29 protein-coding genes and 3 tRNA genes are annotated in these 26,207 nt (G+C 72.1%); 18 read left to right on the forward strand and 14 right to left on the reverse strand.

What is annotated here, in order from left to right:
• Complete coding sequence (locus G6R13_RS04180) at window positions 1-231, forward strand: NF038396 family protein (RefSeq protein WP_041103572.1); 231 nt, start codon at window positions 1-3, stop codon at window positions 229-231.
• A gap of 10 nt (window positions 232-241) precedes the next feature.
• The gene (asd, locus tag G6R13_RS04185) at window positions 242-1,414 is read left to right on the forward strand and encodes an aspartate-semialdehyde dehydrogenase (RefSeq protein WP_052520052.1); all 1,173 of its coding nucleotides are present in this window, start codon (window positions 242-244) and stop codon (window positions 1,412-1,414) included.
• Between the two features lie 204 nt (window positions 1,415-1,618).
• Here the strand turns inward: asd and G6R13_RS04190 are convergent, their stop codons facing one another.
• The 7 genes from G6R13_RS04190 to G6R13_RS04220 all read right to left on the reverse strand — a co-directional run bounded on the left by G6R13_RS04190 (window position 1,619) and on the right by G6R13_RS04220 (window position 6,601).
• Window positions 1,619-2,818 (reverse strand): UDP-N-acetylmuramate dehydrogenase, encoded by a 1,200-nt coding sequence (locus tag G6R13_RS04190; RefSeq protein WP_101965855.1) that lies wholly within the window; start codon window positions 2,816-2,818, stop codon window positions 1,619-1,621.
• Window positions 2,815-3,306, reverse strand: coding sequence for a MaoC/PaaZ C-terminal domain-containing protein (locus G6R13_RS04195; protein WP_078025942.1), 492 nt, complete (start codon window positions 3,304-3,306; stop codon window positions 2,815-2,817). The genes G6R13_RS04190 and G6R13_RS04195 overlap by 4 nt, the downstream gene beginning before the upstream one ends.
• Window positions 3,306-3,755, reverse strand: a complete 450-nt coding sequence (locus G6R13_RS04200) for a MaoC family dehydratase N-terminal domain-containing protein (RefSeq protein WP_002854745.1) — start codon at window positions 3,753-3,755, stop codon at window positions 3,306-3,308. Before G6R13_RS04200 ends, G6R13_RS04195 begins: the two co-directional genes overlap by 1 nt.
• Window positions 3,756-3,795: 40 nt before the next feature.
• A complete protein-coding gene (locus tag G6R13_RS04205) occupies window positions 3,796-4,089 on the reverse strand; it encodes a hypothetical protein (protein WP_041103577.1) in 294 nt (97 codons plus the stop codon).
• An 89-nt stretch (window positions 4,090-4,178) separates the two neighbouring features.
• Window positions 4,179-4,252 (reverse strand) — tRNA-Met (locus tag G6R13_RS04210).
• 60 nt (window positions 4,253-4,312) lie between these two features.
• Window positions 4,313-4,384, reverse strand: a tRNA-Thr gene (locus G6R13_RS04215).
• A gap of 87 nt (window positions 4,385-4,471) precedes the next feature.
• Window positions 4,472-6,601 (reverse strand): DEAD/DEAH box helicase, encoded by a 2,130-nt coding sequence (locus tag G6R13_RS04220; RefSeq protein WP_134416933.1) that lies wholly within the window; start codon window positions 6,599-6,601, stop codon window positions 4,472-4,474.
• A 309-nt stretch (window positions 6,602-6,910) separates the two neighbouring features.
• On the opposite strand from G6R13_RS04220, the gene G6R13_RS04225 reads away from it, so the two are divergent.
• On the forward strand, window positions 6,911-7,540 hold the full coding sequence (locus G6R13_RS04225) for a hypothetical protein (protein WP_163721101.1): 630 nt from the start codon (window positions 6,911-6,913) through the stop codon (window positions 7,538-7,540).
• 40 nt (window positions 7,541-7,580) lie between these two features.
• Here the strand turns inward: G6R13_RS04225 and G6R13_RS04230 are convergent, their stop codons facing one another.
• The 3 genes from G6R13_RS04230 to G6R13_RS04240 form a co-directional block, all read right to left on the reverse strand.
• Window positions 7,581-8,789 carry an amidohydrolase gene (locus G6R13_RS04230; RefSeq protein ID WP_060974117.1) on the reverse strand — a complete coding sequence of 403 codons (1,209 nt, stop codon included), beginning with the start codon at window positions 8,787-8,789 and terminating at the stop codon, window positions 7,581-7,583.
• A gap of 66 nt (window positions 8,790-8,855) precedes the next feature.
• The gene (locus G6R13_RS04235; RefSeq protein WP_078025945.1) at window positions 8,856-10,115 is read right to left on the reverse strand and encodes a cystathionine gamma-synthase; all 1,260 of its coding nucleotides are present in this window, start codon (window positions 10,113-10,115) and stop codon (window positions 8,856-8,858) included.
• 61 nt (window positions 10,116-10,176) lie between these two features.
• On the reverse strand, window positions 10,177-11,742 hold the full coding sequence (locus tag G6R13_RS04240; protein WP_036317690.1) for a pyridoxal-phosphate dependent enzyme: 1,566 nt from the start codon (window positions 11,740-11,742) through the stop codon (window positions 10,177-10,179).
• Between the two features lie 162 nt (window positions 11,743-11,904).
• On the opposite strand from G6R13_RS04240, the gene G6R13_RS04245 reads away from it, so the two are divergent.
• Window positions 11,905-12,933 (forward strand): 3-methyladenine DNA glycosylase, encoded by a 1,029-nt coding sequence (locus G6R13_RS04245; RefSeq protein ID WP_163721103.1) that lies wholly within the window; start codon window positions 11,905-11,907, stop codon window positions 12,931-12,933.
• Window positions 12,934-13,138: 205 nt separating this feature from the next.
• Window positions 13,139-13,603: a hypothetical protein gene (locus G6R13_RS04250; protein ID WP_041103583.1), complete on the forward strand. Its 465-nt coding sequence runs from the start codon at window positions 13,139-13,141 to the stop codon at window positions 13,601-13,603.
• 15 nt (window positions 13,604-13,618) lie between these two features.
• Here the strand turns inward: G6R13_RS04250 and G6R13_RS04255 are convergent, their stop codons facing one another.
• Window positions 13,619-15,379, reverse strand: coding sequence for an AMP-binding protein (locus tag G6R13_RS04255; RefSeq protein ID WP_134416932.1), 1,761 nt, complete (start codon window positions 15,377-15,379; stop codon window positions 13,619-13,621).
• 220 nt (window positions 15,380-15,599) lie between these two features.
• Window positions 15,600-15,681, reverse strand: a tRNA-Tyr gene (locus tag G6R13_RS04260).
• A gap of 209 nt (window positions 15,682-15,890) precedes the next feature.
• Between G6R13_RS04260 and G6R13_RS04265 the strand changes: the two genes are divergently transcribed.
• Entirely contained in the window at window positions 15,891-16,379 is a 489-nt protein-coding gene (locus tag G6R13_RS04265) for a YajQ family cyclic di-GMP-binding protein (protein ID WP_002856881.1), read from the forward strand.
• Window positions 16,380-16,395: 16 nt separating this feature from the next.
• On the opposite strand, the gene G6R13_RS04270 is transcribed toward G6R13_RS04265, so the two are convergent.
• Entirely contained in the window at window positions 16,396-17,514 is a 1,119-nt protein-coding gene (locus G6R13_RS04270) for a site-specific integrase (RefSeq protein WP_095353676.1), read from the reverse strand.
• The gene (locus tag G6R13_RS04275) at window positions 17,489-18,100 is read right to left on the reverse strand and encodes a helix-turn-helix transcriptional regulator (protein WP_095353641.1); all 612 of its coding nucleotides are present in this window, start codon (window positions 18,098-18,100) and stop codon (window positions 17,489-17,491) included. The genes G6R13_RS04270 and G6R13_RS04275 overlap by 26 nt, the downstream gene beginning before the upstream one ends.
• A 75-nt stretch (window positions 18,101-18,175) precedes the next feature.
• On the opposite strand from G6R13_RS04275, the gene G6R13_RS04280 reads away from it, so the two are divergent.
• From G6R13_RS04280 to G6R13_RS04335, 12 genes are all read left to right on the forward strand, one after another.
• Window positions 18,176-18,391 carry a helix-turn-helix domain-containing protein gene (locus G6R13_RS04280; protein WP_235186517.1) on the forward strand — a complete coding sequence of 72 codons (216 nt, stop codon included), beginning with the start codon at window positions 18,176-18,178 and terminating at the stop codon, window positions 18,389-18,391.
• Between the two features lie 111 nt (window positions 18,392-18,502).
• Window positions 18,503-18,790 carry a hypothetical protein gene (locus G6R13_RS04285; protein WP_095353642.1) on the forward strand — a complete coding sequence of 96 codons (288 nt, stop codon included), beginning with the start codon at window positions 18,503-18,505 and terminating at the stop codon, window positions 18,788-18,790.
• A complete protein-coding gene (locus G6R13_RS04290) occupies window positions 18,771-19,835 on the forward strand; it encodes an AAA family ATPase (RefSeq protein ID WP_095353643.1) in 1,065 nt (354 codons plus the stop codon). The genes G6R13_RS04285 and G6R13_RS04290 overlap by 20 nt, the downstream gene beginning before the upstream one ends.
• Window positions 19,828-20,265, forward strand: a complete 438-nt coding sequence (locus G6R13_RS04295; protein WP_095353644.1) for a hypothetical protein — start codon at window positions 19,828-19,830, stop codon at window positions 20,263-20,265. Before G6R13_RS04290 ends, G6R13_RS04295 begins: the two co-directional genes overlap by 8 nt.
• Before the next feature lies 1 nt (window position 20,266).
• Entirely contained in the window at window positions 20,267-21,721 is a 1,455-nt protein-coding gene (locus G6R13_RS04300; protein WP_095353645.1) for a terminase TerL endonuclease subunit, read from the forward strand.
• 11 nt (window positions 21,722-21,732) lie between these two features.
• Entirely contained in the window at window positions 21,733-23,037 is a 1,305-nt protein-coding gene (locus G6R13_RS04305) for a phage portal protein (protein WP_095353678.1), read from the forward strand.
• On the forward strand, window positions 23,034-23,663 hold the full coding sequence (locus tag G6R13_RS04310) for a hypothetical protein (RefSeq protein WP_095353646.1): 630 nt from the start codon (window positions 23,034-23,036) through the stop codon (window positions 23,661-23,663). The genes G6R13_RS04305 and G6R13_RS04310 overlap by 4 nt, the downstream gene beginning before the upstream one ends.
• Window positions 23,660-24,148 carry a hypothetical protein gene (locus tag G6R13_RS04315; protein ID WP_205521332.1) on the forward strand — a complete coding sequence of 163 codons (489 nt, stop codon included), beginning with the start codon at window positions 23,660-23,662 and terminating at the stop codon, window positions 24,146-24,148. Before G6R13_RS04310 ends, G6R13_RS04315 begins: the two co-directional genes overlap by 4 nt.
• Before the next feature lie 11 nt (window positions 24,149-24,159).
• Window positions 24,160-24,405 (forward strand): hypothetical protein, encoded by a 246-nt coding sequence (locus tag G6R13_RS04320; RefSeq protein ID WP_095353647.1) that lies wholly within the window; start codon window positions 24,160-24,162, stop codon window positions 24,403-24,405.
• Between the two features lie 129 nt (window positions 24,406-24,534).
• Window positions 24,535-25,377, forward strand: coding sequence for a phage major capsid protein (locus G6R13_RS04325; protein WP_179288537.1), 843 nt, complete (start codon window positions 24,535-24,537; stop codon window positions 25,375-25,377).
• Window position 25,378: 1 nt separating this feature from the next.
• Window positions 25,379-25,696, forward strand: a complete 318-nt coding sequence (locus tag G6R13_RS04330; RefSeq protein ID WP_095353649.1) for a hypothetical protein — start codon at window positions 25,379-25,381, stop codon at window positions 25,694-25,696.
• Between the two features lie 8 nt (window positions 25,697-25,704).
• Window positions 25,705-26,094: a DUF6093 family protein gene (locus tag G6R13_RS04335; RefSeq protein ID WP_163721105.1), complete on the forward strand. Its 390-nt coding sequence runs from the start codon at window positions 25,705-25,707 to the stop codon at window positions 26,092-26,094.
• Window positions 26,095-26,207 lie beyond the last annotated feature (113 nt).

A 26,207-nucleotide genomic window follows, 5' to 3' on the forward strand; every position in this document is an offset into this window, starting at 1 on the left:
ATGGCCTCGACCGACTCCGACCAGCGTCTGCTCTCCCCGCAGGCGGTCTCGTTCCTCGCGCTCGTCGCCCTGCCCGTGCTGGCGTTCGTGTGCGCCGTGTTCGGGCTGATCCTCGTGCTGCAGGGCAAGACCCTCGCCGGGCTGGTGTTCCTGCTCGTGCTGACCCAGGTGTTCGCCGTGGGCGGTCTCATCGCGTGGAACAAGCGGAAGCGCGCGCAGCAGGGCCGCTAGCCTGGAGGGCATGACTTCCGCTGCCCCCGCATCTGTGAACGCCCCCGACGCGGCCGCCGTGCCCACCGTGGGCCTGGTCGGCTGGCGCGGCATGGTGGGGTCCGTCCTCCTGCAGCGCATGGCCGAGGAGGGCGACTTCGCCCGTATCCATCCCGTCTTCTTCTCCACGTCCAACGCCGGCGGTCCCGCGCCCGTGCTCGAGGGCATGGCCGGTGACCCGGGCGTGCTCCAGGACGCGTACGACGTGGACGCGCTCACGGCCCTGCCCGTGATCCTCACCGCGCAGGGCGGGGACTACACGCAGGCCGTGTACCCGAAGCTGCGCGCCGCCGGCTGGGACGGCATCTGGATCGACGCCGCCTCCACCCTGCGCATGGCGGACACCTCCGTGATCGCGCTGGACCCCGTGAACCGCGGCGTCATCGACGCCGCCCTGGCGAACGGGACGAAGGACTTCATCGGCGGCAACTGCACCGTCTCCTGCATGCTCATGGGCCTGGGGGGCCTGTTCAAGGCGGGCCTGGTCGAGTGGGGCACCGCCATGACCTACCAGGCGGCCTCCGGCGGCGGCGCCCGGCACATGCGCGAGCTGCTCACCCAGTACGCCGAGCTGGGCGGCGCGGTGCGGGCCGAGCTGGCCGATCCGGCGTCGGCGATCCTCGAGATCGACCGCAAGGTGATCGAGCTGCAGCGCGGCGGCCTGGACTCGACGCAGTTCGGCGTGCCGCTGGGCGGCTCGCTGATCCCCTGGATCGACTCCGACCTGGGCGACGGCGTCTCCCGCGAGGAGCGCAAGGCCTACGACGAGACCAACAAGGTGCTCGGACTGACCGGGGCGGACCGGATCCCGTTCGACTCGCTGTGCGTGCGGATCGGCGCCATGCGCTCCCACTCGCAGGCCCTCACCCTCAAGCTCACCCGGGACGTGCCGCTGGATGAGGTCGAGCAGATCATCGCCGCGGACAACGAGTGGGTGCAGGTGGTGCCGAACACCAAGGAGGCCACGGTCACCGACCTGACCCCGATCGCCGCGACCGGCACCCTGCAGATCCCCGTCGGCCGGCTGCGCAAGCTCAACATGGGTCCCGAGTACCTCTCGGCGTTCACCGTCGGCGACCAGCTGCTGTGGGGTGCGGCCGAGCCCGTGCGTCGCATGCTGATGATCGCCACCGGCAACCTCTGAGCCGCGACGCCGGTGCCGCGGCGCGCGCGGGGACCCGGCCCCACCCCCCTGCCCCCGTGCCCCCAGCCCCCGTTTTCGTTCGGGAAACGGCGGGTGTTCGCGCGTTGTCGTTCGGGAAACGGCGCCCGCGCCGCCTCGGGGGCGCCGTTTCCCGAACGAAAGCACTCCTGGGGGCGCCGTTTCCCGAACGAAAGTGGAGGGGGGTCAGAGGCTGGTGCCGATGATCATCGGCTCGGGGTGCAGCTCGACGCCGAAGCGTTCGCGCACGCCGTCGCGCACGGTGCGCGCGACCGTCAGGACGTCCTCGGTGGTCGCGTCGCCGCGGTTGGTCATGGCGAGGGTGTGCTTCGTGGACACCGACGCGCGGCCCCCGGCCAGGCCGGTGCCGTCGGCTCCGCGGCCGTCCGGCCCGCCCTCGCGGGGGGCGACCTCGGGCAGCCCGAAGCCCTTCGCGAAGCCCGCGCGATCGATCAGCCAGGCCGCCGAGAGCTTCACGAGCGGCGTCCCGTCCTCGGCCTGGCCGGCGGCGAACGCCGGGGCGCCGTCGGGCAGGGAGGCCCGCACGGACGCGGGCACGATCGGGTTTGTGAAGTAGCTGCCCGTGGACCACGTGTCCGGGTCCGCCGGATCGGACACCATCCCCTTGGCGGCGCGCAGGGCCAGCACCTCGCGGCGGACCACCGCGAGCGGGGCATGGGCGCCCTCCTCGACGTCGAGCGCGGCCGCCAGCTGCCCGTAGCGGACCGGCACCGTCGGCTCGGCGTCGGAGGAGGCGCGACGCAGCCGCAGGTCGATCGAGAGCACGATCCACCGGGGACTCGGCGCGCCGGTCTCCAGCATGGAGCGCTTGATCACGGAGTCGCGGTAGCCGAAGCGCAGGTCCGCGGGCGTCAGCTCGACGACGTCGCCCGCCTCCCGGTCCCACGCGCGCAGGGCGACGAGCACCTGCGAGACGTCCGCGCCGTACGCGCCGACGTTCTGCACGGGCGTCGCGCCGGCCGAGCCCGGGATGCCCGAGAGCGCCTCGATCCCGCCGAGCCCGTGCGCCACGGTCCATGCGACGGCGTCGTCCCACGGGTGGCCCGCCGCGATCCGCACGACGACGGCCTCCCCCTCGTGGTCCGCGGACCGGGCCCCGTCGCCGGCGGGCGGCGTCTCGCCCTCGCCGGGCAGCGGCCCGTCCAGCACGTGGATGCCCTCGAAGGCCAGCCGCACGACGGTGCCGGGGAAGCCGGCGTCCGCCATGAGGGTGTTGGAACCGCCGCCGAGGACGAACAGGGGCTCGCCCGCCGCGTCGGCGGCGCGCACGGCCTCGATCGCCTCGGCCTCGGTGCGCGCGGTGACCCACGCGCGCGCAGGCCCGCCGACGCGGGTGGTGGTGTGGTCCGCCAGCCGCTCGCTCACGCGCTCTCCCCCGCGGGGTCGGCCAGACGGACCACGGCCTGCGCCTTGGTCAGCACGCGCGGCTTCGCCGCGTCCGGGTTGGTGACGTTCAGGTCGATCCGCACGGTCCCGGCGGCCTCGTCCACGGCGCCGACCGTGCCGACGACCTCGAGCGTGGCGCCGGGGACGGGCGCGCCGTCGTCGTCCGTGCGCCCCGTGGTGTCCGCGACGGGCACCATGCCGGTGAAGCGGGTCTGGTAGTCGACGACGGCGCCCGGGTCGCCCGCCCAGTCCGAGACGAGCTGCACGGCCGCGCCCATGGTGAGCATCCCGTGGGCGATGACGCCGGGCAGGCCGACGTGCTCGGCGAACGACGGGGACCAGTGGATCGGGTTGCGGTCGCCGGAGGCACCCGCGTAGGCGACGAGGTCGGCGCGGGTGAACGTGACGGTGCGCGTGCCGACCACCTCGCCCCGGGCGAGGTCGGACAGGCGGGGGGCGGTGCTCATCAGGACTCCTCTCCCCGGACCAGCAGGGTGGACGTGACGGTGGAGACGGGCGCGCCGTCCAGATCCGCGATCTCGGTGACGGTGGTGACCATGCGGTTGCCGCCGAGGGACTTCACGGCCTCGACCCGCACGGTCGCCACGACCTCGTCCCCGGCCACCAGCGGGCGGTGGTGGACGAAGCGCTCGTCCGCGTGGACCACACGCGAGAAGTCGATCCCCAGCTCGGGATCGGCGACGACGGCGGCCTCGGCGCGCTGCGCGATGACGACGGCGAAGGTCGGGGGGGCGACCAGGTCGGCGTGTCCCAGGGCCCGGGCGGCCGCGACGTCGTGGTGCGCGGGATGCTGGGCCTGCACGGCCTCGGCGAAGCCGCGGACCGCCTCACGACCGACCTGGAAGGGGGGCGCGGGCGGATAGCTCCGCCCGGCGACGTCGGGGTTCACGCTCAACTCGGGCCTCCTGCGGGACGGTTCTCGACTGCCGTCCAGCCTAACGGCCGGGGCGCCGCTCCCCCTGCCGGCGGGCGGCCTGGCGGAAGCGCACGAGCTGAGCGGACAGGTGAACGGCGACGCCCGCGCCGAGCACGCCCAGGGCGGTCCCGGAGACGGCGAGGCGTCCGGTGGTGCCGCCGACGACCGCCAGCACGATGCCCACGAGGAACAGCGCGGAGCCGGTCAGCACGAGGGTCCGGTACAGCCGGGAGCCGTGCTCCCACGGGGAGACGAAGCCGCGGGGCGCGGCGGTGCCGCGGGTGGGCTGGTGGGCGGGGCGACGCGTGGACATGCCCGCCAGGCTACCGGGGCGACGGACGGGCCCCGGAACGCGAAAGGACCCGGCCCCTCCGAGGAGGTGACCGGGTCCGTCCGATTCCGTAGCGGCGGGGGGACTCGATCCCCCGACCTCACGATTATGAGTCGTGCGCTCTAACCAGCTGAGCTACGCCGCCACGACACGAGAACGCCCGCACTCACGGTTTTCACGCCGCGAGGGCGGGCTCTCATGTCAGAGCCCCGACCGGGAATCGATCCCGGGACCTCCATCTTACCAAGATGGCGCTCTACCACTGAGCTATCGGGGCAACGAGGTGAGACTCTACCAGGGCCCCGGGGCCGATGCAAAATCGGCCCCGGTCACGGCCTCCGGCGGGGTCGGCACCCCGGCGGAATCAGCGGCGGGCGCCCCGATCCGAGCGCTCCTGGGCGCCCCAGCGGGGCTTGCGGCCGCCGGGGCGTCCCCTGCGGTCGCCACGGAAGCTGCGGTCGTCCCGGTCCTTGCGGAAGCCGCCACGATCCTCGCGGGAGCCGCGGTCGTCCCGGTCCTTGCGGTACCCGCCGCGCTGGCCGCCGTCGCGGTCCCCGCGGAAGCCGCCGCGCTCGCCGCGCTCGCCGCGGTCCTTGCGGAAGCCGCCGCGGCGCTCACCGCGGTCCTCGCCGTCACGCTCGGCGCGGGTCGGGCGGCCGGTGTCCTTGCGCAGGCCGAGGCGACGGCCGTTGATCTCGGCGTTGGCCGCGGCCTCGAGCTGGGCCGAGGTCAGGTCTGCCGGCAGCTCGACGAGCGAGTGGTTGCCACGCAGGTCGATCGCGCCGATGGCCGAGGCGGGCAGGCCCACCTCGTTCGCCAGCGCGCCCACGATGTTGCCCGGCCGCACACGGTCCTGGTGGCCGACGGCGATCCAGTACGTCGCGTTGCCGGCCGCGGGCTCCCGGGCCGGGCCACGCGAGCCGCGGCCGTCGCTCGCGCCGCGCTCACGGCCGCCGTCGCGCCCACCCTCGCGACCGCCGTCGCGGTCCTTGCGGCCCCGGCCGCCGCCGGACGGGATCTCCTGTTCGCGGGCCAGCAGCGGGCGGCCGCCCTGGGCCATCATGCCCAGCGCGGCGGCCACACGCGCCGGCTCGACCTCGTGCTCGTCGACGTACGCGGCGACGATCTCACCGAACACCGCCAGCTCCTCCTCCGAGGCGCGCTCGAGGGTGCGGGTGATGCCGTCGGCGAAGCGGCGCTTGCGGGCCGCGTTGACGTCGGCGACGGAGGGCACGGCCATCTCCTCGACCTGCTGGCGGGTGGTCCGCTCGATCTGCTTGAGCAGGAAGCGCTCGCGCGGGGTCATGAAGAGCACGGCGTCGCCCTGCCGGCCGGCGCGGCCGGTGCGGCCGATGCGGTGCACGTAGGACTCCGCGTCCTGCGGAATGTCGTAGTTGACCACGAGCGAGATGCGCTCGACGTCGAGGCCGCGGGCGGCGACGTCGGTGGCCACGAGGATGTCCACGCGGCCGGCCTTCAGGTCCTCCACGGTCTTCTCGCGCTGCTTCTGGGCGACGTCGCCGGAGATGGCCACGGCCTTGAACCCGGCGCGCGTGAGCTTCTGGGCGAGCTCCTCGGTACCGGCACGGGTGCGCACGAAGGCGATGACGCCGTCGTGCTCCTCGGTCTCGAGGATCCGGCTCAGGGCCTCGAACTTCCACTGGTGACCCACCTGCAGGTAGCGCTGGCGGATCGTGGCGGACGTCGTCGACTGACGGGCGACGGCCACCTCCTCCGGGGCGTTCAGGTACTGGGCGGAGATGCGGCGGATGGCCGGGGGCATGGTGGCGGAGAACAGCGCGGTCTGCTTCGTGTCCGGGGTGGAGGCGAGGATGCGGTCCACCTCCTCCGCGAAGCCCATGCGCAGCATCTCGTCCGCCTCGTCCAGCACGAGGGTCTGCAGGTCGGAGAGGTCCAGCGAGCCGCGCTCGAGGTGGTCGATCACGCGGCCCGGCGTGCCGACGACGACCTGGGCGCCGCGGCGCAGCGCGGAGAGCTGGGGGCCGTAGGGCGAGCCGCCGTAGACGGCCAGCACGGACACGTCGCCGAGATGCTTGGCGTACGCGTCGAAGGCCTCGGCGAGCTGGAGCGCGAGCTCGCGCGTGGGGGCCAGGGCGAGGATCTGCGGGGCGTTGGCGCGCCCGTTGACGTCCGAGGCCTCCGCCAGGCGGGAGAGCGCCGGCAGCGCGAACGCGCCGGTCTTGCCGGTGCCGGTCTGGGCCAGGCCCACGACGTCGCGGCCCGCGAGCAGCAGGGGGATGGTCGCCTCCTGGATGGGCGAGGGCGCGGTGTAGCCCAGGTCCTCGACGGCGGCCAGGACGCGGGCATCCAGGCCGAGGTCCAGGAAGGTGGGGCCGGCCGGCTCGGCGGGAGCCTCGGGGGCGGCGGGCTCGGCGGCGTCGACCTGCGGGACGGTCCCGGTGGCCTCCTGCTCCGCCTCGGCGAGCTCGGGGGCGACCTCGGCGGTGGTCTGGGGATCGAGGATGTCGGACATGGGTCCTCCTGTGGGGATGCGCGGGCGCACGCCGGAGGACGTCGGTCGCGGGTCGACGTCGTGGGGCGCAGGGGCCAGCTGGGTCAGATGATTCCGTCCACCCGGCAGCCCCCGAGGGCCACGACGTTCGTGACCCGCACACACATCTGCACAGACATCTGCAGTCCGGCGTGGCACACGCGTCCACGCTCATTCATCACAGGGGGAGAGACCGGATCCGGTCCGCCCAGTCTACGCCACCGGATCCCGGGCCGGGCTGCGCCCTCGGACACCCCGGTCGCTCACCGGCCGGGGCGATAGGCTCGGCAGGTGCCCCAGAACAGCGAAGACCGCCCCCTCGCCCGCGGGCTCGGCCGGGCCGCCGGCCGCGCCGCCCAGTCCTTCCGGGAGAATCAGCGGGCCGACGACGCACGGCTGCGCGCCGAGCGCGCCCGCCTCACCGCCGAGGACGAGGAGCGCCTGGAACGGCGCCGCGCGGACCGCGAGCGCGACCTGGCCGCGCGGGACGCGGCCGAGTCCGACGCCGGCCTCGTCCACCCGCTCCTGAAGGTCGCGCGCCTCTACTGGCTCGCGGTCACCGTGGTGCTGATCGGCATCGCGGGCGCGTTCCTCTGGAACGGGGCCCGCGCACAGGACAGCGGCGAGCCCGTCATCGATCCGCTCACCGGCATGGAGTCGGTGGGCGTGCTGGGCGGCGCGACGGGGCAGTTCACGATGGGCACCGCCGTCGCCCTGCTGGCCGCGGCGTCCCTGTGGGGCTGGATCGGTCTGCTGCGCCGCCGTCGTTCGGCGATCGGGACCCTGACGTTCATCGCCGTCCTGCTGGCCGCCCCCGCGTTCCTGCGGGCCAACGGCCTGCTGATCATCCTCGCCGTCGTGATGCTCCTGGGCGCCGCGCTCGTCTGGCTGCCGCCCGTGCGCTCGCGCGTGCGGCGCTGAGCCCGCGCGTCCCGCCCCCGCCGCCGGGCGGCGGCGCCGCTCAGTCCTCCACGGGACGGGCGGAGGCGACGACGGGCCGGGCCGTGGCGAGGTCGTACTCCATGACCTGACGGCCGCCGATCCACACGCGCAGGGCCCGCTGCATGACATCGAGCGGGTCGCCGGACCAGAGCACCAGGTCGGCATCCTTGCCCACCTCGAGGGAGCCGATGCGGTCGTCCAGCCCCAGCACGCGCGCGGGATGCAGGGTGATGGCGCGCAGGGCGGTCTCCCGGTCCAGGCCCTCCTTCACCGACAGCGCCGCCTGGTAGACGAGGAAGTCGATGGGCACCACCGGGTGGTCGGTGATGATGCTGATCTCGACGCCGGCCCGCGCCAGACGGCCCGGGTTGCGCATCGAGCGGCCCCGCAGCTCCGGCTTGGACTTGGTGGTGAACAGCGGGCCGATCAGCACCGGCACGCCGCGGGCCGCGAGCTGGTCGGCCAGCGGGTGCGCCTCGGTGCCGTGGTCCAGGACGAGGTCGTAGCCGAACTCGTCGGCCAGGCGCAGGGCGGTGGCGACGTCGTCGGTGCGGTGGCAGTGCTGGCGCCAGGGGATCGTGCGCTCCAGGACGAGGGCGAGGGCGTCGAGGTGGGGGTCGCGGGTGAAGGGCTTGTCCTCGCGCTCGGCCTCCGCGCGGCGGGCCATGTAGCCCTGCGCCCGCAGGAACGCCTCGCGGATCACGAGGGCGGTGCCCAGCCGCGTGGACGGGGTGCGGCCCTTCTCCTTGTAGACGTTCTTGGGGTTCTCGCCGAGGGCGGACTTCACGCCCGAGGGACTGCGCAGCACCATCTCGTCCACGGTGCGTCCGTGGGTGTGCAGCGCCACCGCCTGGCCGCCGATCGGGTTGCCCGAGCCGGGGTTCACGTTCACGGTGGTCACCCCGCCGGCCAGGGCGTCCTTCCAGCCCGGCTCGTTCGGGTCGACGGCGTCGATCGCCCGCACCCCGGCCATCACCGGGTCCGTCATCTCGTTGACGTCCGCGGTCGCACCGACCTCGCCCTCGGCGTGCATGCCGAGGTGGACGTGGGCATCCACGAAGCCGGGCAGCAGCCAGCGCCCCTCGCAGTCCACCACCTCGGCGCCGTCGGGCGCCTCGACGTCGGGGCCGAGCGCGGTGATCCGGCCGTCCTCGACGAGCAGGGCGCCGTCGAACGGCTCGGCGGCGACGGGGACGACATGGGCGTTGACGAAGGCGGTGAGGGTCATGCCCGTCACACTACGCCGCCCCGTGCTCCCCACCCGTGCGCTAGACCTCTGGCGGACGTCGGCGGGTCAGAGGCTGCCCAGAGCCCGCTCCAGGTCCGCCACGAGGTCCTCGGCGTCCTCGATGCCCACCGACAGGCGCAGCAGGTCGTCCGGCACGGCCAGCTCGGTGCCGGCCACGGAGGCGTGGGTCATCTCCGCCGGGTAGTTCATCAGCGACTCGATGCCGCCCAGGGACTCGGCGAGCTGGAACAGGCGGGTCGACTCGGCCACGCGGCGGGCCGCCGCGGCGCCGCCGGACAGGCGCAGCGAGACCATGCCGCCGAAACCGCGCATCTGCCGCTGCGCGAGCTCATGGCCGGGGTGGTCCGGCAGCCCCGGGTAGAGCACCTGGGAGACCTCGGCGCGGCCGGTGAGCCACTCGGCGACCGCCTGGGCGTTGGCCTGGTGACGGTCCATGCGCACCCCGAGCGTCTTGAGGCCGCGCGTGGTCAGGTACGCGTCCATGGGCCCGTTCACGGCCCCCGCCGCGAACTGCTGGAACTTCACCTGCTCGGCGAGTGCGGCGTCCGGGATCACGAGCGCCCCGCCGATCACGTCCGAGTGGCCGCCGATGTACTTCGTGGTGGAGTGCACCACCACGTCCGCGCCGAGGGCGATCGGGGACTGCAGGTACGGCGTCGCGAAGGTGTTGTCCACCACGAGCAGGGCGCCGTGCGCGTGGGCCGCCTCGGCGACCGCGGCGACGTCGGAGATCTTCATCATCGGGTTCGACGGGGTCTCCAGCCACACCATGACCGGCCCCGCGGCGGCGGCGCGCTCGACGGCGGCGGCGACCTGCTCGGCGTCCCCCATGTCCACGACGACGTGCTCCACGCCCCACGGGGCGAGCACGCGGGAGATGAGGCGGTAGGAGCCGCCGTACACGTCGTTGCCGAGCACGATCGTCATGCCCGGCCGGCCCGCGCCCATGATCAGCGCGGTCTCCGCGGCCAGGCCGGAGGCGAACGTGAGGCCGGTGGCCCGGGGGGCGCCGGACTCGTCGACGCCGGCCTCGAGCGCGGCCAGCTGCTCCTGCAGCGCGTCCCGGGTGGGGTTGGTGCCGCGGCCGTAGTCGTAGCCGCGCCGCAGCTCGCCGACGGCCGTGGGCGCGTAGGTGCTCGAGAGGTGGATCGGCGGGACGACGGCGCCGAACACCTCGTCCAGGTGCTGGCCCGCGTGCACGGCGCGCGTGCCGAAGCCTCCCCCCTGGGGGTGGGCGGCGGCGTCTTCGGCGCCGGTGTCGGGGGTGGTGGCGTGCGGGTCCTCGTGGACGTTCTGCTCGGTCATCTCGGGAGCCTCCTCGGAGAGATCGGGTCGGGTGGGGCGGGCGCGGCCGGTGCGGCCGGCCTCAGGCGGTGACGTGGGCGAGGACGTCGTGCAGGGTGACGACGCCCTGGACGCGGCCGGCCTCGAGCACCAGCAGCACGGGGTCCTGGGCGAGGCGCCGGGCCACGGCGCGCAGCGGGGTGCGCGCCCCCAGGCAGGGCAGCACGGGGCCCATGACGTCGGCCACGGGGGTCTGCGCGGTGGCCCGCCCCTCAGCGAGGGCGTCCGCGAGCGCGGCGGAGGAGACGGTGCCGCGGACCTCGCCGATCCGCAGGTCGTGCCGGGGCTCGAGGATCACGGGCAGGGCGTCGACGCCGTACCGGTTCATGGTCGCCACGGCGTCCGCCACCGAGGTGGTCGGGGCCGCGGTGACGAGGGTGGGCACGGAGCCCGGGAACAGGTCGGCCTTCTCGGTCAGCAGCTCCCCCGCCGTCGCGGACCAGCGGTCGGCCTCGGCGGGGGCGCCCGCGCGGGTCGCCGGCTCGGCGTCGGCGTGCTCGAGCACCTCGACGGGCGTGCCGGCCCCGCCGGCGGCCCCCGTGGCGCCGTCGTCGTCCATCTGCGGGACCGCCGAGCGGGTGCGCCCGCGCGCCCACGCCGGCAGCACGGTCTCGCGGACGTCGTAGTCGAAGCCGCGCTCGTCCATCCACGGGTCGTTGAAGATCTTGGCGAGGTAGCCGCGGCCCGAGTCGGGCAGCACGATCACCATGACGTCCTCCGGGCCGAGCTCGCGGGCGGCGCGCAGGCCGGCGACGACGGCCAGACCGGAGGAGCCGCCCACGAGCAGGCCCTCCTCGGCGGCGAGGCGGCGGGTCATGGCCAGGGCCTCGGCGTCCTCGACGGCGATGACCTCGTCCGGGACCGCGGGGTCGTAGTTGTCCACCCACATGTCCTCGCCGACACCCTCGACGAAGTAGGGCCGGCCGGCGCCGCCGGAGTACACCGAGCCGCTGGGGTCCGCGCCGATCACGCGGACCGGACCGGACGGGCGGTCCGCCGAGACCTCCTTGAGGTAGCGGCCGGTGCCCGTGATGGTGCCGCCCGTGCCGGCGCCCATCACGACGTGGGTGACGCGGCCGGCCGTGTCCTCCCAGATCTCGGGGCCGGTGGTCTCGTAGTGGGAGGCCGGGGCGGCGGGGTTGAAGAACTGGTTGGGCTGATAGGCCCCGGGGATCTCCCGCACGAGGCGGTCGGCGACCCCGTAGTAGGACTCCTCGGACGTCGGGTCCACGGCGGTGGGCGTGACGACGAGCTCGGCGCCGTACGCGCTGAGCACGTCCCGCTTCTCCTGACCCACCTTGTCCGGGGTGACGAACACGGTGCGGTAGCCCTTGAGCTGCGAGACCAGGGCCAGCCCCACGCCCGTGTTGCCCGAGGTGGGCTCCACGACGGTGCCGCCCGGGCCGAGCAGGCCCTCGCGCTCGGCCTCCTCGATCATCTTCAGCGCGATGCGGTCCTTCACGGAGCCGCCGGGGTTCAGGTACTCGACCTTCACCAGGACGGTGGCCTCGATGCCCTCCGTCACGGAGTGCAGCTTCACGAGCGGGGTGTGCCCGATCAGCTCGAGGACGTTCTCGGCGTACTGCATGGGCTGCGCAGGGGTGGGCGCGGGGGTCTTTTCACTCACGCACCCCACGCTACGCCAGGGGCCGGACGCCGAAGGAGGGCTCCGGACACGCGGGGCAACGCCCGGCGTGCGCGCCGTCACGGCCGACGTCGTCCTGTCCGGGCCCGGGTGTACGGTGCGGGCATGACCGCCCCGGACGCCGAGCGCCGCGTGCGCGTGCCCGTCCCCGTGGACGTCGCGCTCACCCTGCGCCCCCTGCAGCGCGGTGCGGCCGACCCCACGGTCCGCGCCACACCGCAGGGCGTCTGGCTCACTCTGCGCTCCCCCGCCCCGGACGTGGCGTCGGGCGGCCCGGGCCGGCCGACGTCGTTGCTGGTCTCCGGCGTCCGGGAGGCCGCAGGGGGCGGCACCGCGGTGACGGCCCGCGCGTGGGGCGCGGGCGCGAGCGCCGCCGTCGCCGGCGTGGAACGCCTGCTCGGCCTGCACGACGACGGCTGGGACGCCTTCGACGCCCTGCTGCGGCCGGACTCCGGCGCGCCCGCGCTGCCGCCGCACGTGCGCGAGGCGCGGCGGATGCGGGCCGGGCTGCGGCTGCCAGCGGCGGGCGCGCTGTCCCGGCAGCTGCTCACCGCCGTGCTCGAGCAGAAGGTCACCCACGACCAGGCGCGGCACGGCTGGCGCACCCTCGTGCGGCTGGCCGCCCGGATCGACGACGACGGGCCCGCCCCCGGCCCGGTGCCGCCGGGGATGCTGCCGCCGCCGACCCCGGCCGCCGTCCTGCGGATCCCCTCGTGGGACTGGCATGCGCGGGCCCGGGTGCAGCCCTCCCAGTCGCGGACCATGCTGGAGGTCGCCCGGCGGGCCGCGAGCATCGACCGGCTCGGCGACGCGGTCGCCCCCGGGGACACGGCCGGGGTGGCCGCGCTGGCCCGGCGCCTGGAGTCGGTGCCCGGGATCGGGCCGTGGACCACGGCCGAGGCGCTGCAGCGCAGCCACGGGGCGGCGGACCTCGTCTCCGTGGGCGACTACCACCTGGCGCAGTACGTGGGGCAGGTCCTCACGGGACGCCGGACCGACGACGCCGGGATGCTCCGCCTGCTCGCGCCATGGGCCGGGCACCGGCAGCGGGTGGTGCGGATGATCGGGCTCTCCGGAGAGCGCAAGCAGGCGTTCGGGCCCAAGCTCGCCCCGGCCGACCACCGCGCCCACTGACGCGACGCCGGGCCGGCCGAGGCCGTGCCGGCGCGTCCGCGCGACCCCTCCGCTCCTGCACAGGCCGCTGCTCCCGGCGTGTCCTCCCCAGCCCCGGCCGGGTCCGGCCGGCCGCCCGCCCCGGGTTCCTAGCGTGGGCGATGCCGCTCCGACCGGTGCGGCGCCGCCGGGACCCTGATGAGTCCCCACCCGGGAGGAGACCGCCATGACCACCGCCTTCGAGCCCCGCCCGCACACCGCCGCCGCCCCGCGCGAACCCGACCCGCACGGCCCCGGCACGCCCGGCTCCCTGCGTCCGGGCGAGCGCGGCTCCGTGCTCATCGTGACCCGCCACCCCGACCCGGACGAGGCCATGCGGCACGCGATGGCCTGGATCACCGCCTTCGAGGAGGACTGCGGCCTCGTGCTGGACACGGACGAGACCGCGCTCTACGCCGTCGGCCGAGCGGGCGACCTGGGTGAAGCCCTGCGTCGCGGCCCCCTGGTCCACGAGGACGGCAGCCCCGCCGACACCTCCGCGTTCGTGGACGCGGTGCTCGCGGACGGCACGTGGCGCCTGCGCGACGCCGACCCGCGGGCGTGGTCGACCACGTACCGTGCCACGATCCTGGGCGCCGCCCCCGAGGCGGTCTGCACCATCTGGGACGTGTTCCCGCTGCCCGCCGCCTGAGGGTGACGGTCGTCGTCAGCCCGCACCCTGGGCGTGGGCCTGGGCCTGGGCCTGGACGACCTTCGCGCCCTCTTCGCGCAGCTCGACCTTGCGGACCTTGCCGGAGACGGTCATGGGGAAGGCGTCGAGCACGCGGACGTAGGCCGGGATCTTGAAGTGCGCGATCCGGCCCGTGGCGAACTCGCGGACGGCGTCCACGGTGAGCGGCTCGACGCCGTCCTTCATGATCACGCAGGCCATGAGCTGCTCGCCGTACTTCTCGTCCGGCACGCCCACCACCTGGACGTCCTGGATGTCCGGGTGGGTGTAGAGGAACTCCTCCACCTCGCGCGGGGAGATGTTCTCGCCGCCGCGGATCACGAGGTCCTTGATGCGGCCCTCGATGCGCACGGAGCCGTCCTCGTCCATGGAGGCGAGGTCGCCGGAGTGCATCCAGCCGTCGGCGTCCAGCACCTCGGCGGTCTTCTCGGGGGCGTCCCAGTAGCCGAGCATCACGGAGTAGCCGCGGGTGCACAGCTCGCCCGTGGCCCCGCGCGGGACGACCTCACCGGTGGCGGGGTCCACGATCTTCGTCTCCACGTGGGGCATGGTGCGGCCGACGGTCTGGGTGCGCACCTCCAGGGAGTCGTCGCGGCGGGTCATGGTGGACACGGGCGCGGTCTCCGTCATGCCGTAGCAGATGGCGACCTCGGACATGTGGAACCGGTCGATGACCTTCTTCATCACCTCGACGGGGCACGTGGAGCCGGCCATCACGCCGGTGCGCAGCGTCGTCAGGTCCAGCTCGTCCGCCTCGGGCCGGGCGAGCATGGCGATGAACATCGCCGGCACGCCGTACAGGCTCGTCGCGCCGGTGGCGGCCACGGCCCGCAGCGCCGAGACCGGCTCGAAGCTGCGCGCCGGGATGACGGCGAGCGAGCCATGGGAGACGGTGGCGATCACGCCGATCACCATGCCGAAGCAGTGGAAGAACGGCACCGGGATCACCACGGTGTCCTCCTCCGTGTAGCCCAGCAGCTCGCCGATGTGGAAGCCGTTGTTCAGCACGTTGCGATGCGTCAGCGTGACGCCCTTGGGGAAGCCGGTGGTGCCCGAGGTGTACTGCAGGTTCACGGGGTCCGCCGGCCGGGTGGCGGCCTCGCGCGCGGCCAGGTCCTCGTCCGAGACCCGCGCGGCCCCGGCCAGGAAGGCGGCCCACGTGCCCTCGGCCACGGGATCGGCGGCGTGCCGGCCGGCCACGTCACCGTCCTGCACGTGGGCGTAGGCGTCCTCGCCGCTCCCGGCCGGCAGCATGATCAGCTGCCGCAGGTGCGGCGCCGACTCACGGGTCACGGCCCGCGCGGTGGCGGGCGGGTCCATGCGTGCGTCCGCGCAGGCCACCACCAGCCCGCGCATGTCGCACTGCTCGACCACGTACGTCAGCTCGTGGGCGCGGTACGCCGGGTTGAGGTTCACGAGGATGACGCCGGCGCGTGCCGCGCCGTAGAGCAGCGAGACCCACTCGGCGACGTTGGGGCTCCACATCCCGATCCGGTCCCCCGCCTCGTAGCCCGCAGCCATGAGCGCCTTGGCCACCGTCACGGACTCCTCCCGCAGCTGCCCGTAGGTCCAGGTGCGTCCGGTGGCAGGGTCCCCGTCCGGTCCACACTCCAGGAGGGCAGCGCGGTCGGCGAACCGGCGGGCGGTGTCGTCGAGGTTCTGGGCCAGGGTCTGCTCGAGCAGCTCGACGTCGGTCGGTCCCTGGGTGAAGGACTCGGGGGCGGTGGACTCGGTCATCGGGCGCTCCTCGCGGACGGTCGGGCGACGCCGCACGGCGTCACGATGCACGGCCGTGCCGCCGCCGGACCGCGGAGGGCATCGGGTGTGACACGGACCACAGGCAGGCTACGTCGCCTGGCGGGAGGCCGCCACCTCCCGGGGCGGGGACGCGGGGTGTGCCACGGCCCCGGACGGCAGAAGACCCCGGGACCGTACGGTCCCGGGGTCTTCGTTCCGGTGGCAGATACTGGATTCGAACCAGTGAAGGCAGTGCCAGCTGATTTACAGTCAGCCCCCTTTGGCCGCTCGGGAAATCTGCCCTGCCACCCGGCGGCTGCCGGACGTCTCGAGGACGACCGCACCGGTCGGGCGAGAGTCCACTGTACAGCATCTCCGCGCCACGCCGCCAATCGGCCCGGGACCGCGTCCGTCGTCCCCGGTAGGCTGGCCCGCAGAGCGCTCCGCGCGGCCCCGCAGTGGCCGTCGACGACGGGCGCGCCCCGTCCGCAGACCCTGAAGGAGAGCACCCGTGGCCAGCGATTCCACGTTCGACGTCGTCAGCAAGGTGGACAGCCAGGAGGTGTCCAACGCCCTGAACCAGGCGCAGAAGGAGATCGCCCAGCGCTACGACTTCAAGGGCGTCGGCGCCGAGATCGACTTCTCCGGCGAGAAGATCCTCATGAAGGCCTCCTCCGAGGAGCGCGTCAAGGCCGTCAAGGACGTGTTCGAGTCCAAGCTCGTCAAGCGCGGCATCTCCCTCAAGTCCCTCGACGCCGGCGCCCCGTTCGCCTCCGGCAAGGAGTACCGCATCGAGGCGACCATGAAGGAGGGCATCGACCAGCCCACCGCGAAGAAGATCACCAAGCTGATCCGCGACGAGGGCCCCAAGTCCGTCAAGGCCCAGATCCAGGGGGACGAGCTGCGCGTGTCCTCCAAGTCCCGCGACGACCTGCAGTCGGTCATCGCGATGCTCAAGGACTTCGAGGACGCGGACCTGCAGTTCGTGAACTTCCGCTGACCTAGAGGCATAACCCCTAGTCAGCAACGATTTTCAGGGCGTCAGTCCGCAGGGAGTCCGCAGGAGCCAAGCCGGCCTCCTGCATCAGACCCGTTGCGGCCTGGCGCGTCTTGTCCTCCGCCGAGGGCCACAAGTGCGCGTAGGTGCCCAACGTGATGGTGGCCGAGGCGTGCCCGAGGGCCCGCTGGACCGTGACCACATCGCACCCGCTGGCGATCAGGCCAGAGGCGTAGTAGTGGCGGAAGTCGTGCAAGGTGTTCGCCTCCATGCCGACGCGGCCTCGGAGCTGCCTCCAGTGGTGACCGGCGATCCCCCGGTGCCACAGCGCCCCGCCCGTCTGGAAGATCCAGCGCTCCTGCCCGTAGGTGCCGATCTCCTGGACGTGGCGGGCCAGCATCTCCACGAGGGCCTCGGGGATGAAGATCTCCCGCTCGGAGCCATGCTTGGGCAGCACCACCGTCGTCGTGGCCTTGTTCGAGCCCTGGACCTGCCGGGAGACCCGGACGGTGCGTCGCAGGAAGTCCACGTCGCCCACCTGGATCCCCGAGGCCTCCCCGAGCCGTAGCCCGGCGAACGCGCACAAGCCGAGGTAGGCCCGGAACATCGGCGGCGCTTCCTGAACCGCCCGGCCCACTTGCTCGGAGGTGGGAAGCACCATCTGAGCCTCGGCACGGCGGGCACGCGGCAGGGTGACGCTGTCGGAGGGATTCTCCGCGATCCGCCGATCCCGGACCGCCCCTCGGAGCGCCATCCGCGTGAAGTTGAAGCGATTCCGGATCGTGGCCGGCGAGAGGCCGGCGTCCACCATCTCCTTGATCCACAGCTGGACGTGACGAGTCCGGAGCTTGCCCAGGGGCACGTCACCGAAAGGGACATGCTTCATCGCGGACGCCGCCGAGCTGCGCGTCCCTTCCGTCCAGATCTGCTCATCGGACCACGTCGAGAACCAGGCCGAGAAGGTGACCTTGCCGGCACCGGGATCCACGTAGCGGCCCGTGACGACGGACGCCGTGACCTCGTTCAACCAGTCCTGCGCGTCCACCTTGCGCTTGAAGTGCCGGGCGTGCTCCTTGCCGGCCTCATCCCGGTAGCGGGCGCGCCAGATGCCGTCAGGGCGCTTCTTGATGCTGGCCATCCCCATCACCGCCCCACACGACTCTGTCATTGGTGTACTCCATGTACTCGTTCAGCACATCGACCACGCTTACTTTTACGTCACGGCGACTCATGTTCACGAACCGCTTTGCGCGCTCGCGAATGCCCTCGTCAATGTTCTCGTCATCGAGCAAGCTGTCGTCCCACTGGCTCAACTCGTACTGGAGCGCCTGGCGCGCCACCTCGAAGTGGTGAATGGAGAGTTCCAGGTTCTTCGTGGCGGACTTCAGTTCCTGCCATTCGAGTTCTAGATTCCGGAGGGAACGGGCCTCTTCCGTAGGAAGAATCATCTGCCCCACCAGGGTTCCGAGCACTTGAGCGATACCGCGTGCCTCACCCAAGCGAACGGGGCGCTCCCCCTTCTCCAGTCGAGAGATCGTCGTCTGATGGAAGCCGGGCCAGCCTGCGTCGGTCATCCGCCGCGCCATTTCTCCCTGTGACCAGCCGTTCTCCTCTCGGAGCCTCTTCATCGAGGCCACGAACCTCTCTTCGTCTTCCGCCCCGAGCGGGCCAACTTCGTTCGACATGCGCCAACAGTCCCACAGATCAGACTTGACAGTCAACACGGTCCGTGTTTAGTCTCGCCAGTGTTAGATCGGTACAACACAGTGTTGGACCGCCCGACGACTACGGAGGCTTCCGTGACCACCCCGCTGATGACCACCACAAGCAACTACGACCTGATGCTGATCGACGAGGTGTCCGCGTACACGCGGATCCCGGAGGCGACCCTCCGCTGGTACCGCCACAAGGGCACCGGCCCCAAGGTCGCCAAGATCGGAGGCCGTCTGATGTACCGGCGATCCGACGTGGAGGCATGGATCACCGCCGCCTTCGAGGAGGGGGACGACGAATGAGACCCCTCCCCGGACATGACGAAAGCCCGGCCCATTCCGCCAAGAACTCGCCGAGCTTCCGCGTCCACCACCTTGCAAGCAGCTGGACCCTTCGAGACTACCGGAGACCCCTTGACCACCACCGCTGCGTCAACCTCCCCCACCTGCACACACTGCTCCGACTGGTCGCACGGCTACGCCCTCGGGTACGCCCAGGGACACGCCGCCGGCTTCTCTGACGGACGCCTCGCCGGAGCCTCCGAGGGCTCCGCGCACCCCGCCATCGTGGACTCCGTCAAGCGCATGTTCGGGGACTGGGACGGCCACGAGGCCGCACACCAGCGCTCCGTGATCCGCTTCCGCGACTGGTACGCCGCGTCCCGTCAGGAGGTGGCCGTCCGTGAACCCCGCGCTGCCTGATCCCCTGGACACCGTCTTCACCGCCGCGTCGCTGGAGAACCAGCACTTCCCCCCGCTGGAGTACGTGGTCCCCGGGCTCATCCCCGAGGGCCTCACGCTCCTGGTCGGCGGGCCCAAGCTCGGCAAGAGCTGGATGGCCCTCGGCATCGCCCTCGCCGCCGCTGACGGAGGCCGGGCGCTGGGGACGATCCAGGTGGACCGCCGCCCTGTCCTGTACCTGGCGCTGGAGGACGGACCGCGCCGGCTGAAGTCCCGCATGGAGAAGCTGGGGGTGACCACCTGGCCCTCCACCCTCCACTTCATGACGGAGCTGATCGCCCCGGCCATCCTCACCATTCAGACCTTCATGGAGAGGAACGCCCACGCGCGACCCCTGGTCATCGTGGACGTGCTGAAGAAGATCACGGGCACCTACGGCGGCAACGACGCCTACGGCCACGACTACCAGCAGATGGCGGCGCTGAAGGGCCTGGCCGACGCTGTGCCCGGATCCTCCATCCTCGCCCTGCACCACACCCGCAAGGCGGCGGCCGATGACTACGTGGACTCCGTCTCCGGATCCCAAGGTCTCGCCGGAGCCGCTGACACCATCCTGATCCTGTCCCGCTCACGCGGCACCGGGGAGGCAACTCTCCACGCCACGGGCCGCGAGACCGGGGAGGGAAGCTACGCGGTGCAGCTGAACGAGGGGGCCTGGAGCATCGACGGCTCCGGACTCCACCAGGCATCCGAGAAGGCTGCCCTGCGCGTCATCACCGGAGGCGTGGGCGACACCATGGGCGAGCTGATCGAGATCGTGTCCAACCACGAGGAAGGGATCAAGCCCGCCGACGTGGCCGTGCTGATGCCCAACGTCCCGCCCGACACGGTGCGGCAGTACCTGACGCGGGCGCACAAGGAAGGCCGCGTCGCACGGATGAAGCGTGGTCTCTATGGGCCTGTCACAAGTGTCACAAGTGTCACTACGGAGGAACTGATCCCCTCGGAAGTGACACATGTGACAGATGTGACAGACCTCCAGTGGAAGGCCGCGAGCAATGAGTGACCTCCTGCGCCCCTGCATCACCTGCGGAGAACTCTCCCTCCAGGCCCGCTGTGGGGAGCACCAGCTCCAGCGCACACCCAAGGCCGGAGCCAACGAGCTGGGCTACGACTACGCCTGGCAGAAGCTCTCCGCCCGAGCCCGCCGGCTCCAGCCCTTCTGCGAGGACTGCGGATCCCCCGAAGACCTCACCGCCGACCACTCCGTCGAGGCGTGGAAGCGCAAGGCCGCAGGCAAGGTCATCAGGCTCCGCGACATCTCCGTGGTCTGCCGCCGCTGCAACTCCGAGAGGGGAGCCGCACGCGGTGAGAAGGCGTCCGATCAGTGGCGCAAGACCTGGGGGGAAGGGGTCGCTGAAGACGTTCTAGACCGCGGGGCCAAGGCAAAGTTTCCAACCGACTGCGATTCGTTCTCAACAGAGGAGGTGGACTGACATGGCGATGGGCCCCAAGAAGGCGGTGACAGCCCCGCCGCTGGACTTCAAGGGCTGGCCGAAGGACCGTGCGAAGCGCCGCGAACGGTTCATCCGCGAGTACCTGCTGGTTCCTCGCGGCCACGGGGCGGGCAAGCCGGTGAAGCTGCGCCCGTTCCAGCGCGAGATCCTCCAGGGAGCCTTCGCGCCCGGCATCAGGACCGCCCTGGTGTCCCTGCCCCGAGGCAACGGCAAGACGGCCTTCGCGGCCATGCTAGGCCTTGCCGAGCTGTTCGTGGGCCCGCCGTCCGCCGAGGTGCTGGTGGTCGCCACGGACCAGCGCCAGGCCAACATCACAATGAACCTGGCCCGGCGGATGGTGGAGCTGAACCCGGAGCTGGCCGAGCGGGTGCAGATCTACAAGGACCGCCTGCACGTCCCCCACAACGACGCGAACCTGATCCCGCTGCCCGCCGAGTATGGCGCGCTGCAGGGCTACGATCCGTCGCTCCTGGTGGTGGACGAGCTGCACGTCGTCACGGAGGAAGTCTGGAGCGCGGCCACGTCCGCCGCCGGCAAGCGCGAGGAGTCCCTGACCCTGGCCATCTCCACGCCGGCCTCCACCGAGGACAGCATCATGTGGGCGCTGGTGAAGCACGGGCGCTCCGGCGAGGACCACCAGTTCTACTTCAAGGAGTACGCGGCCCCGGAGGGCTGCGCAACCACGGACCGGGACGCCTGGAAGATCGCCAACCCCGCCCTGGCCTGCACTCCCCCGTTCCTGGCCGAAGACGCCATCGAGGCGGTCCGCAAGACGCTGCGCGAGCCCGTGTTCCGTCAGCTGCGCCTGGGCCAGTGGGCCAAGGGTGTGGACTCATGGCTGCCCTTCGGAGCCTGGGAGGCCCTGGCCGCTCCGGAGCGGGAGATCACCGGGAAGGTGGTGCTGAGCTTCGACGGGTCCGCCTCGGGCGACTCCACGGCCCTGATCGGCTGCACCGTGGGCCCGGACCCCCACGTCTGGGTCGAAGGTCTCTGGCAGAACCCCGGCGACCTGCGCTGGCGCGTGCCTCGCTCCGAGGTGATCGCCACGATCAACACCGCCTTCCAGAAGTTCGACGTGCTGGAGTGCGCGTTCGACCCGTGGGGGTGGCGCTCGGAGATCGAGGAGCTGGCCAAGGTCCACGGCGAGCGTCGCGTCATCGAGTGGAACACCGCGCACGCCGGACGCATGGCCCCGGCCACGGACCGCATGTACCAGGCCGTGATGACCAAGACGCTCTCGCACGACGGGGACGAGCGCATGGCGGCGCACTTCGCGCACGCCGTGGCCAAGTCCACCGCTCAGGGAGATCTCGTGACCAAGGACAAGAGGAACAGCCCCCGCAAGATCGACGCCGCCGTGGCGGCAATCGTGGCCCTGGACCGGGCTGCATGGCATCACGCCAAGACCAACAAGCGCCGCGTTGTCGGCTTCTGATGGAGGACACCATGAACCCCAACCCCGTACTGAACACCCTGCTGCAGACCCTGGACGCCCCCACCGCCCGCTTCACCGAGCTGGACCGCTACTACGCCGGCGACCAGGCCCTGGCCTTCCTCTCCCCCGAGGCCTCCAAGGCCCTCGGGAATCGCATGACGCGGATCTCCGCGAACATCCCTCGCCTGGCCGTGACGTCCCTGGCCGAGCGGCTGCGCGTCATCGGCTTCTCCCGCGACGGCCAGCCCGACGCCCAGCTCTGGACCGACTGGATCTCCAACGACCTGGACCAGACCTCCACCGTGGCCCACCGCGAGGCCCTGACCCTGGGAGCCTCCTACGTCATCGTGTGGGCCGACCCGTCCGGTGCCCCGAGCGTCTCCGTCGAGTCCGCCCGCCAGGTCGCCGTCCTGCGAGACCCCGGCACGCGCCGGATCACCGCGGCACTGAAGCGATGGGAAACGGGCACCACCACGGAGGCCGTGCTGTACGAGGCGGACAAGATCACGCGGCTGCGCGCCCAGCACACGGGCGCGGTCACCTTCGGCCAGTTCGCCACGGTGGAGGTGCTGGAGAACCCGCTGGGCATGGTGCCCGTGGTGGCGCTGCGCAACAGTGACCGGCTCCTGGACGACGGTGTCTCCGAGATGACGGACCTGATCCCCCTGGTGGACGCGCTGAACAAGCTGCTGGCCGACATGATGGTCAGCTCCGAGTTCTTCGCCCGGCCTCGCCGCTGGGCCACGGGCCTGGAGCTGGTCGAGGACGAGGACGGCAACGCCGTGAACCCGATTTCCGAGGATCACCGGATGATGGTCTCGGAGGCCCCGGAGACGAAGTTCGGTCAGCTGCAGGCGGCGGACCTGTCCTCCTATGAGGCCTCCGTCCGCGTCGTCCTGGGCCAGATCATGGCGGTCTCCGGCCTGCCGGCCCACTACATCGGGATCCTGACGGACGCGCCCACGTCGGCGGACTCCATGCGCGCCGCCGAGGCCTCCCTGGCCGCACGCGCCGCCGCCCGCCAGGCTCAGCTCGGACGGGCGTGGGAGGACGTGGCACGCCTGATGGTGGCCGTCCGGACCGGCCTGGACCCGCTGAACCTGGACGTGCGCGTCCACTGGGCCGACACCACCACGCGCTCTGTCGCCCAGGAGGCCGACGCCGCCGTCAAGCTGTACTCCGCCGGCCTGCTGCCCGCCTCCACCACCCTGGCCCGCCTCGGCTACTCCGACGACGAGATCACCGGGATCCGCCAGACCCGCCAGGCCGAGGCCCTGGACGCCGCCGGGATCGACCTGACGGAGCTGGCCCAGTGAGCTACACGGAGAAGGTGGTGGCCCTCGGTGCCCGGACCGAGGCCAAGGCGACCGAGATCCTCCGTCTGTGGAAGGCCGGCCAGATCTCCAAGACCGAGGCCATCGGCACCATGGCCTCCCTGATCGCCAAGGCCAATGTGAAGGCCACGGCCCTGGCCGACGCCTCCCTGGCCGCGACGCTGAGCCTGGAAACCGGGGAGGCGGTGCCGGCCATCGGAGTCACCCAGCGCTCCGGAGGCACGATCCTGCGCCGGGCCATCAGGAAGATCCTGAACACCCCGACCACCGAGGCCGACATGCTCATGCGCGTCCAGCGGATCGCCCGCCTGGAGCCCATCGGCCAGGCAGCGCGGGCGCACTCCAAGGCCCTGGCCGCTCAGCCCGCCGTCGAGGGATGGGTCCGGGGCATGGACGCCGACCCGTGCCAGCTGTGCCGCTGGTGGTACCGGGACGGGCGCGTCTGGCCGAAGAACCATCCGATGCCCCACCACAAGGGCTGCACCTGCACGCAGATCCCCACCATGATCCCCGGCGTCCCTTCGACCGGCTACACCGCCAAGATCGAGCGCCGCCGCAACGCCCTGTCCAACACCAAGAAGCACAACCCCGAGAGGACCGCACGATGACCGAGCACGCCGCCCCCCAGATGACCGATGCCAACGGCGACCCCGAGGAGATCCTCCCCGGCACTCCGGCCTCCACGGCCCGCGAGGACGCCGAGGACCACACCACCGAGGACACCGCCGAGGTGCTTCACAAGGAAGCACCTGCCCCCGCCGAGGCCGAAGCGGACACCTTCTCCCGCGACTACGTGGAGAAGCTGCGCCAGGAGAACGGCAAGTACCGTCAGCGGGCCCAGCGCGCCGACGATCTGGCCCACCGCCTGCACACCGCCCTGGTGACGGCCACGGGACGCCTGGCGGATCCCACGGACCTGGAGTTCTCCGAGGACCACCTGGAGGATCCCGAGGCCCTGGAGGCCGCTGTGGAGGCCCTCCTGACTTCCAAGCCCCACCTGGCCGCACGCCGGCCCCGTGGGGACGTGGGCCAGGGTGCCACCAGCTCCGGTGCTACCGTGGACCTGGCCGGACTTCTCCGGTCACGAGCCTGAAAGGGGCCACGGTGAAAGAGCCGGACGCAACGCTGAACGATCTGTACGCCCAGAACGAGAGCATCATCCGCCACCTAGAGCGGATGAACGAGAACCTGTACTACATCCGCGAGGCCGTCTACGGACAGACGCGGGAGGAGTCAGGCGAGCCCTACGCGAACCCGAAGCACGGCAGCTGGGGCATGGTGGACTCGGAGCAGATCGAGTCCCTGGAGGCGGTGCTCCAGGAGATCGCTGACTCGCTGGGCAAGCGATAGGCCCTACTGGTCGAAAATACCCCCTAGGGGTATACTGAGAGGGTCGGCCCTGGTGGCCGGCCCTCTCTGCCGTCCTGGTGACGTCGAGGTCGAGATCCATCTCCCTCCGTCCCCGAAAGGACACCCATCATGGTTGAGACCACCGCCACGAACCCCGAGCTGCTCCAGGAGCAGGTCGCCCGCATCCTGATCCAGCCGCTGGAGGCCGCGTCCGTCGTCCTCGCCGCCGGCCCCCGCATCTTCGACACCGCCTCCCCGCTGCGGATCCCCAAGCTGGTGTCCTCCACCGAGCCCTCCTGGATCGGTGAGGGCGAGCTGATCCCCGAGCACGACGTGGACTTCGACGAGGTCACGCTGATGCCGACCAACCGGAAGTCCGTGAAGACCCTGATCCGGTTCACCAACGAGCTGCTGCGCCAGTCCGTCATCGGCCTGGACTCCGTCCTGAAGGAGCGCCTGGTCTCCGACGTGGCCCGCAAGATCGACGACGCCTTCCTGACCGGCGACGGCGCGGACGGCTCCGTGACCGGCATCGTGAACCAGCCCGGCGTCCAGACCGCCGTCCTGGACGCCTCCGAGCCCGACTCCCTCCTGGACGCCCTGGCCCTGGCCCACGCCGCCGAGGTCGCCCCCAACCGCTGGTTCCTCTCCGGCGCGGACTTCTTCTCCGTCCGCAAGATCAAGGACACCTCCGGCAAGTACGTCCTGGAGTCCGACCTGACCACGGACGCCACGCACCGACTGTTCGGCGTCCCCGTCACCGTGACGAACAAGCTGCCCGCCGGCACCGCCGTCCTGGCGAACATGGCCGAGGTGGCCGTGGCCCGCGACACGAACCCCACGGTGAAGATCCTGGACCAGCGCTATGCCGAGTTCGACGAGCAGGCCATCCGCGTCACCGCCCGCTACGACCTGGGCCTCCTGCGCCCCGAGGGCGTCGTCGTCCTGAAGTCCGCCGTGGCCGGGGCCTGAGATGCTGACCGGCCAGCGAATCGCTGAGTTCCTCGGTCGAGGTGATGACACCGAGCTGGCGACGCTGGCCGGTCACCACCTGCCCGTCGTGACGGCCTTCGTCCGGGCCTACACGCGCGGCAACGGCTTCTACACGGACAACGACCCGAACGACGATCTGGAGGCCGTCCTGACCACGGCCACGGCCCGCCTGGTGGTGAACCCCGACCAGGCGCGCCGGATCCAGGTGGACGACTTCTCCCAGACGTTCGCCACCCTGGACGGCTTCACGCTGCCGGAGCTGGCGGTGCTGAACATGTACCGGAAGCGGGCCCTGTGATGGACGCCGTGGCCGCAACCCTCGCCGGACGCCGCGCCGCCGAGCGCACGCTCACGGACCGGATCCGCGTCACCCGCGCCGGCGGCAAGCCCGTCACCGATCCCGACACGGGTGTGGTCACCTTCCCGGAGGCCACCGTCTGGGAGGGGAAGGCACGGGTGCAGATCACGGCCCCGGCTGCGGAGACCTCCGCCGTCGCCGGAGCCATCTACACGATCCAGGCTGCCTTCCTCCACGTACCCGTGGGAGCTGGGCCGTTCAAGATCGACGACCAAGCCGAGATCACCGCCTCGCCGCTGGACCCGCACCGCGTCGGACGCAGACTCCGGATCACCGGACTGCACGAGAAGACGCACGCGGTGCTTCAACGGCTGAAGATCGAGCAGATCACCGGCTGACAGACCGGCGTCAACGTCACCGCCCGATGCCTAGTACAGCGGTCACGGGACAACGGAAACGATGGTGGCGAGGGGGATCCTTACGCCCTGAGACCCACCAGCGCCGAGAGGCC

The organism is Micrococcus sp. Alg238-R198, assembly GCF_900537135.1.
GTDB classification, from domain to species: Bacteria; Actinomycetota; Actinomycetes; order Actinomycetales; family Micrococcaceae; genus Micrococcus; species Micrococcus luteus.

Coding starts and splice junctions, on each gene's coding strand:
- G6R13_RS04230 (WP_060974117.1), bottom strand. CDS start 8,789: ATGACCCTCACCGCCTTCGTCAACGCCCATGTCGTCCCCGTCGCCGCC.
- G6R13_RS04250 (WP_041103583.1), top strand. CDS start 13,139: ATGACCACCGCCTTCGAGCCCCGCCCGCACACCGCCGCCGCCCCGCGC.
- G6R13_RS04180 (WP_041103572.1), top strand. CDS start 1: ATGGCCTCGACCGACTCCGACCAGCGTCTGCTCTCCCCGCAGGCGGTC.
- G6R13_RS04325 (WP_179288537.1), top strand. CDS start 24,535: ATGGTTGAGACCACCGCCACGAACCCCGAGCTGCTCCAGGAGCAGGTC.
- G6R13_RS04235 (WP_078025945.1), bottom strand. CDS start 10,115: ATGACCGAGCAGAACGTCCACGAGGACCCGCACGCCACCACCCCCGAC.
- G6R13_RS04295 (WP_095353644.1), top strand. CDS start 19,828: ATGAGTGACCTCCTGCGCCCCTGCATCACCTGCGGAGAACTCTCCCTC.
- G6R13_RS04330 (WP_095353649.1), top strand. CDS start 25,379: ATGCTGACCGGCCAGCGAATCGCTGAGTTCCTCGGTCGAGGTGATGAC.
- G6R13_RS04270 (WP_095353676.1), bottom strand. CDS start 17,514: ATGGCCAGCATCAAGAAGCGCCCTGACGGCATCTGGCGCGCCCGCTAC.
- G6R13_RS04220 (WP_134416933.1), bottom strand. CDS start 6,601: ATGTCCGACATCCTCGATCCCCAGACCACCGCCGAGGTCGCCCCCGAG.
- asd (WP_052520052.1), top strand. CDS start 242: ATGACTTCCGCTGCCCCCGCATCTGTGAACGCCCCCGACGCGGCCGCC.
- G6R13_RS04205 (WP_041103577.1), bottom strand. CDS start 4,089: ATGTCCACGCGTCGCCCCGCCCACCAGCCCACCCGCGGCACCGCCGCG.
- G6R13_RS04240 (WP_036317690.1), bottom strand. CDS start 11,742: ATGCAGTACGCCGAGAACGTCCTCGAGCTGATCGGGCACACCCCGCTC.
- G6R13_RS04315 (WP_205521332.1), top strand. CDS start 23,660: ATGACCGAGCACGCCGCCCCCCAGATGACCGATGCCAACGGCGACCCC.
- G6R13_RS04195 (WP_078025942.1), bottom strand. CDS start 3,306: ATGAGCACCGCCCCCCGCCTGTCCGACCTCGCCCGGGGCGAGGTGGTC.
- G6R13_RS04305 (WP_095353678.1), top strand. CDS start 21,733: ATGAACCCCAACCCCGTACTGAACACCCTGCTGCAGACCCTGGACGCC.
- G6R13_RS04245 (WP_163721103.1), top strand. CDS start 11,905: ATGACCGCCCCGGACGCCGAGCGCCGCGTGCGCGTGCCCGTCCCCGTG.
- G6R13_RS04300 (WP_095353645.1), top strand. CDS start 20,267: ATGGCGATGGGCCCCAAGAAGGCGGTGACAGCCCCGCCGCTGGACTTC.
- G6R13_RS04255 (WP_134416932.1), bottom strand. CDS start 15,379: ATGACCGAGTCCACCGCCCCCGAGTCCTTCACCCAGGGACCGACCGAC.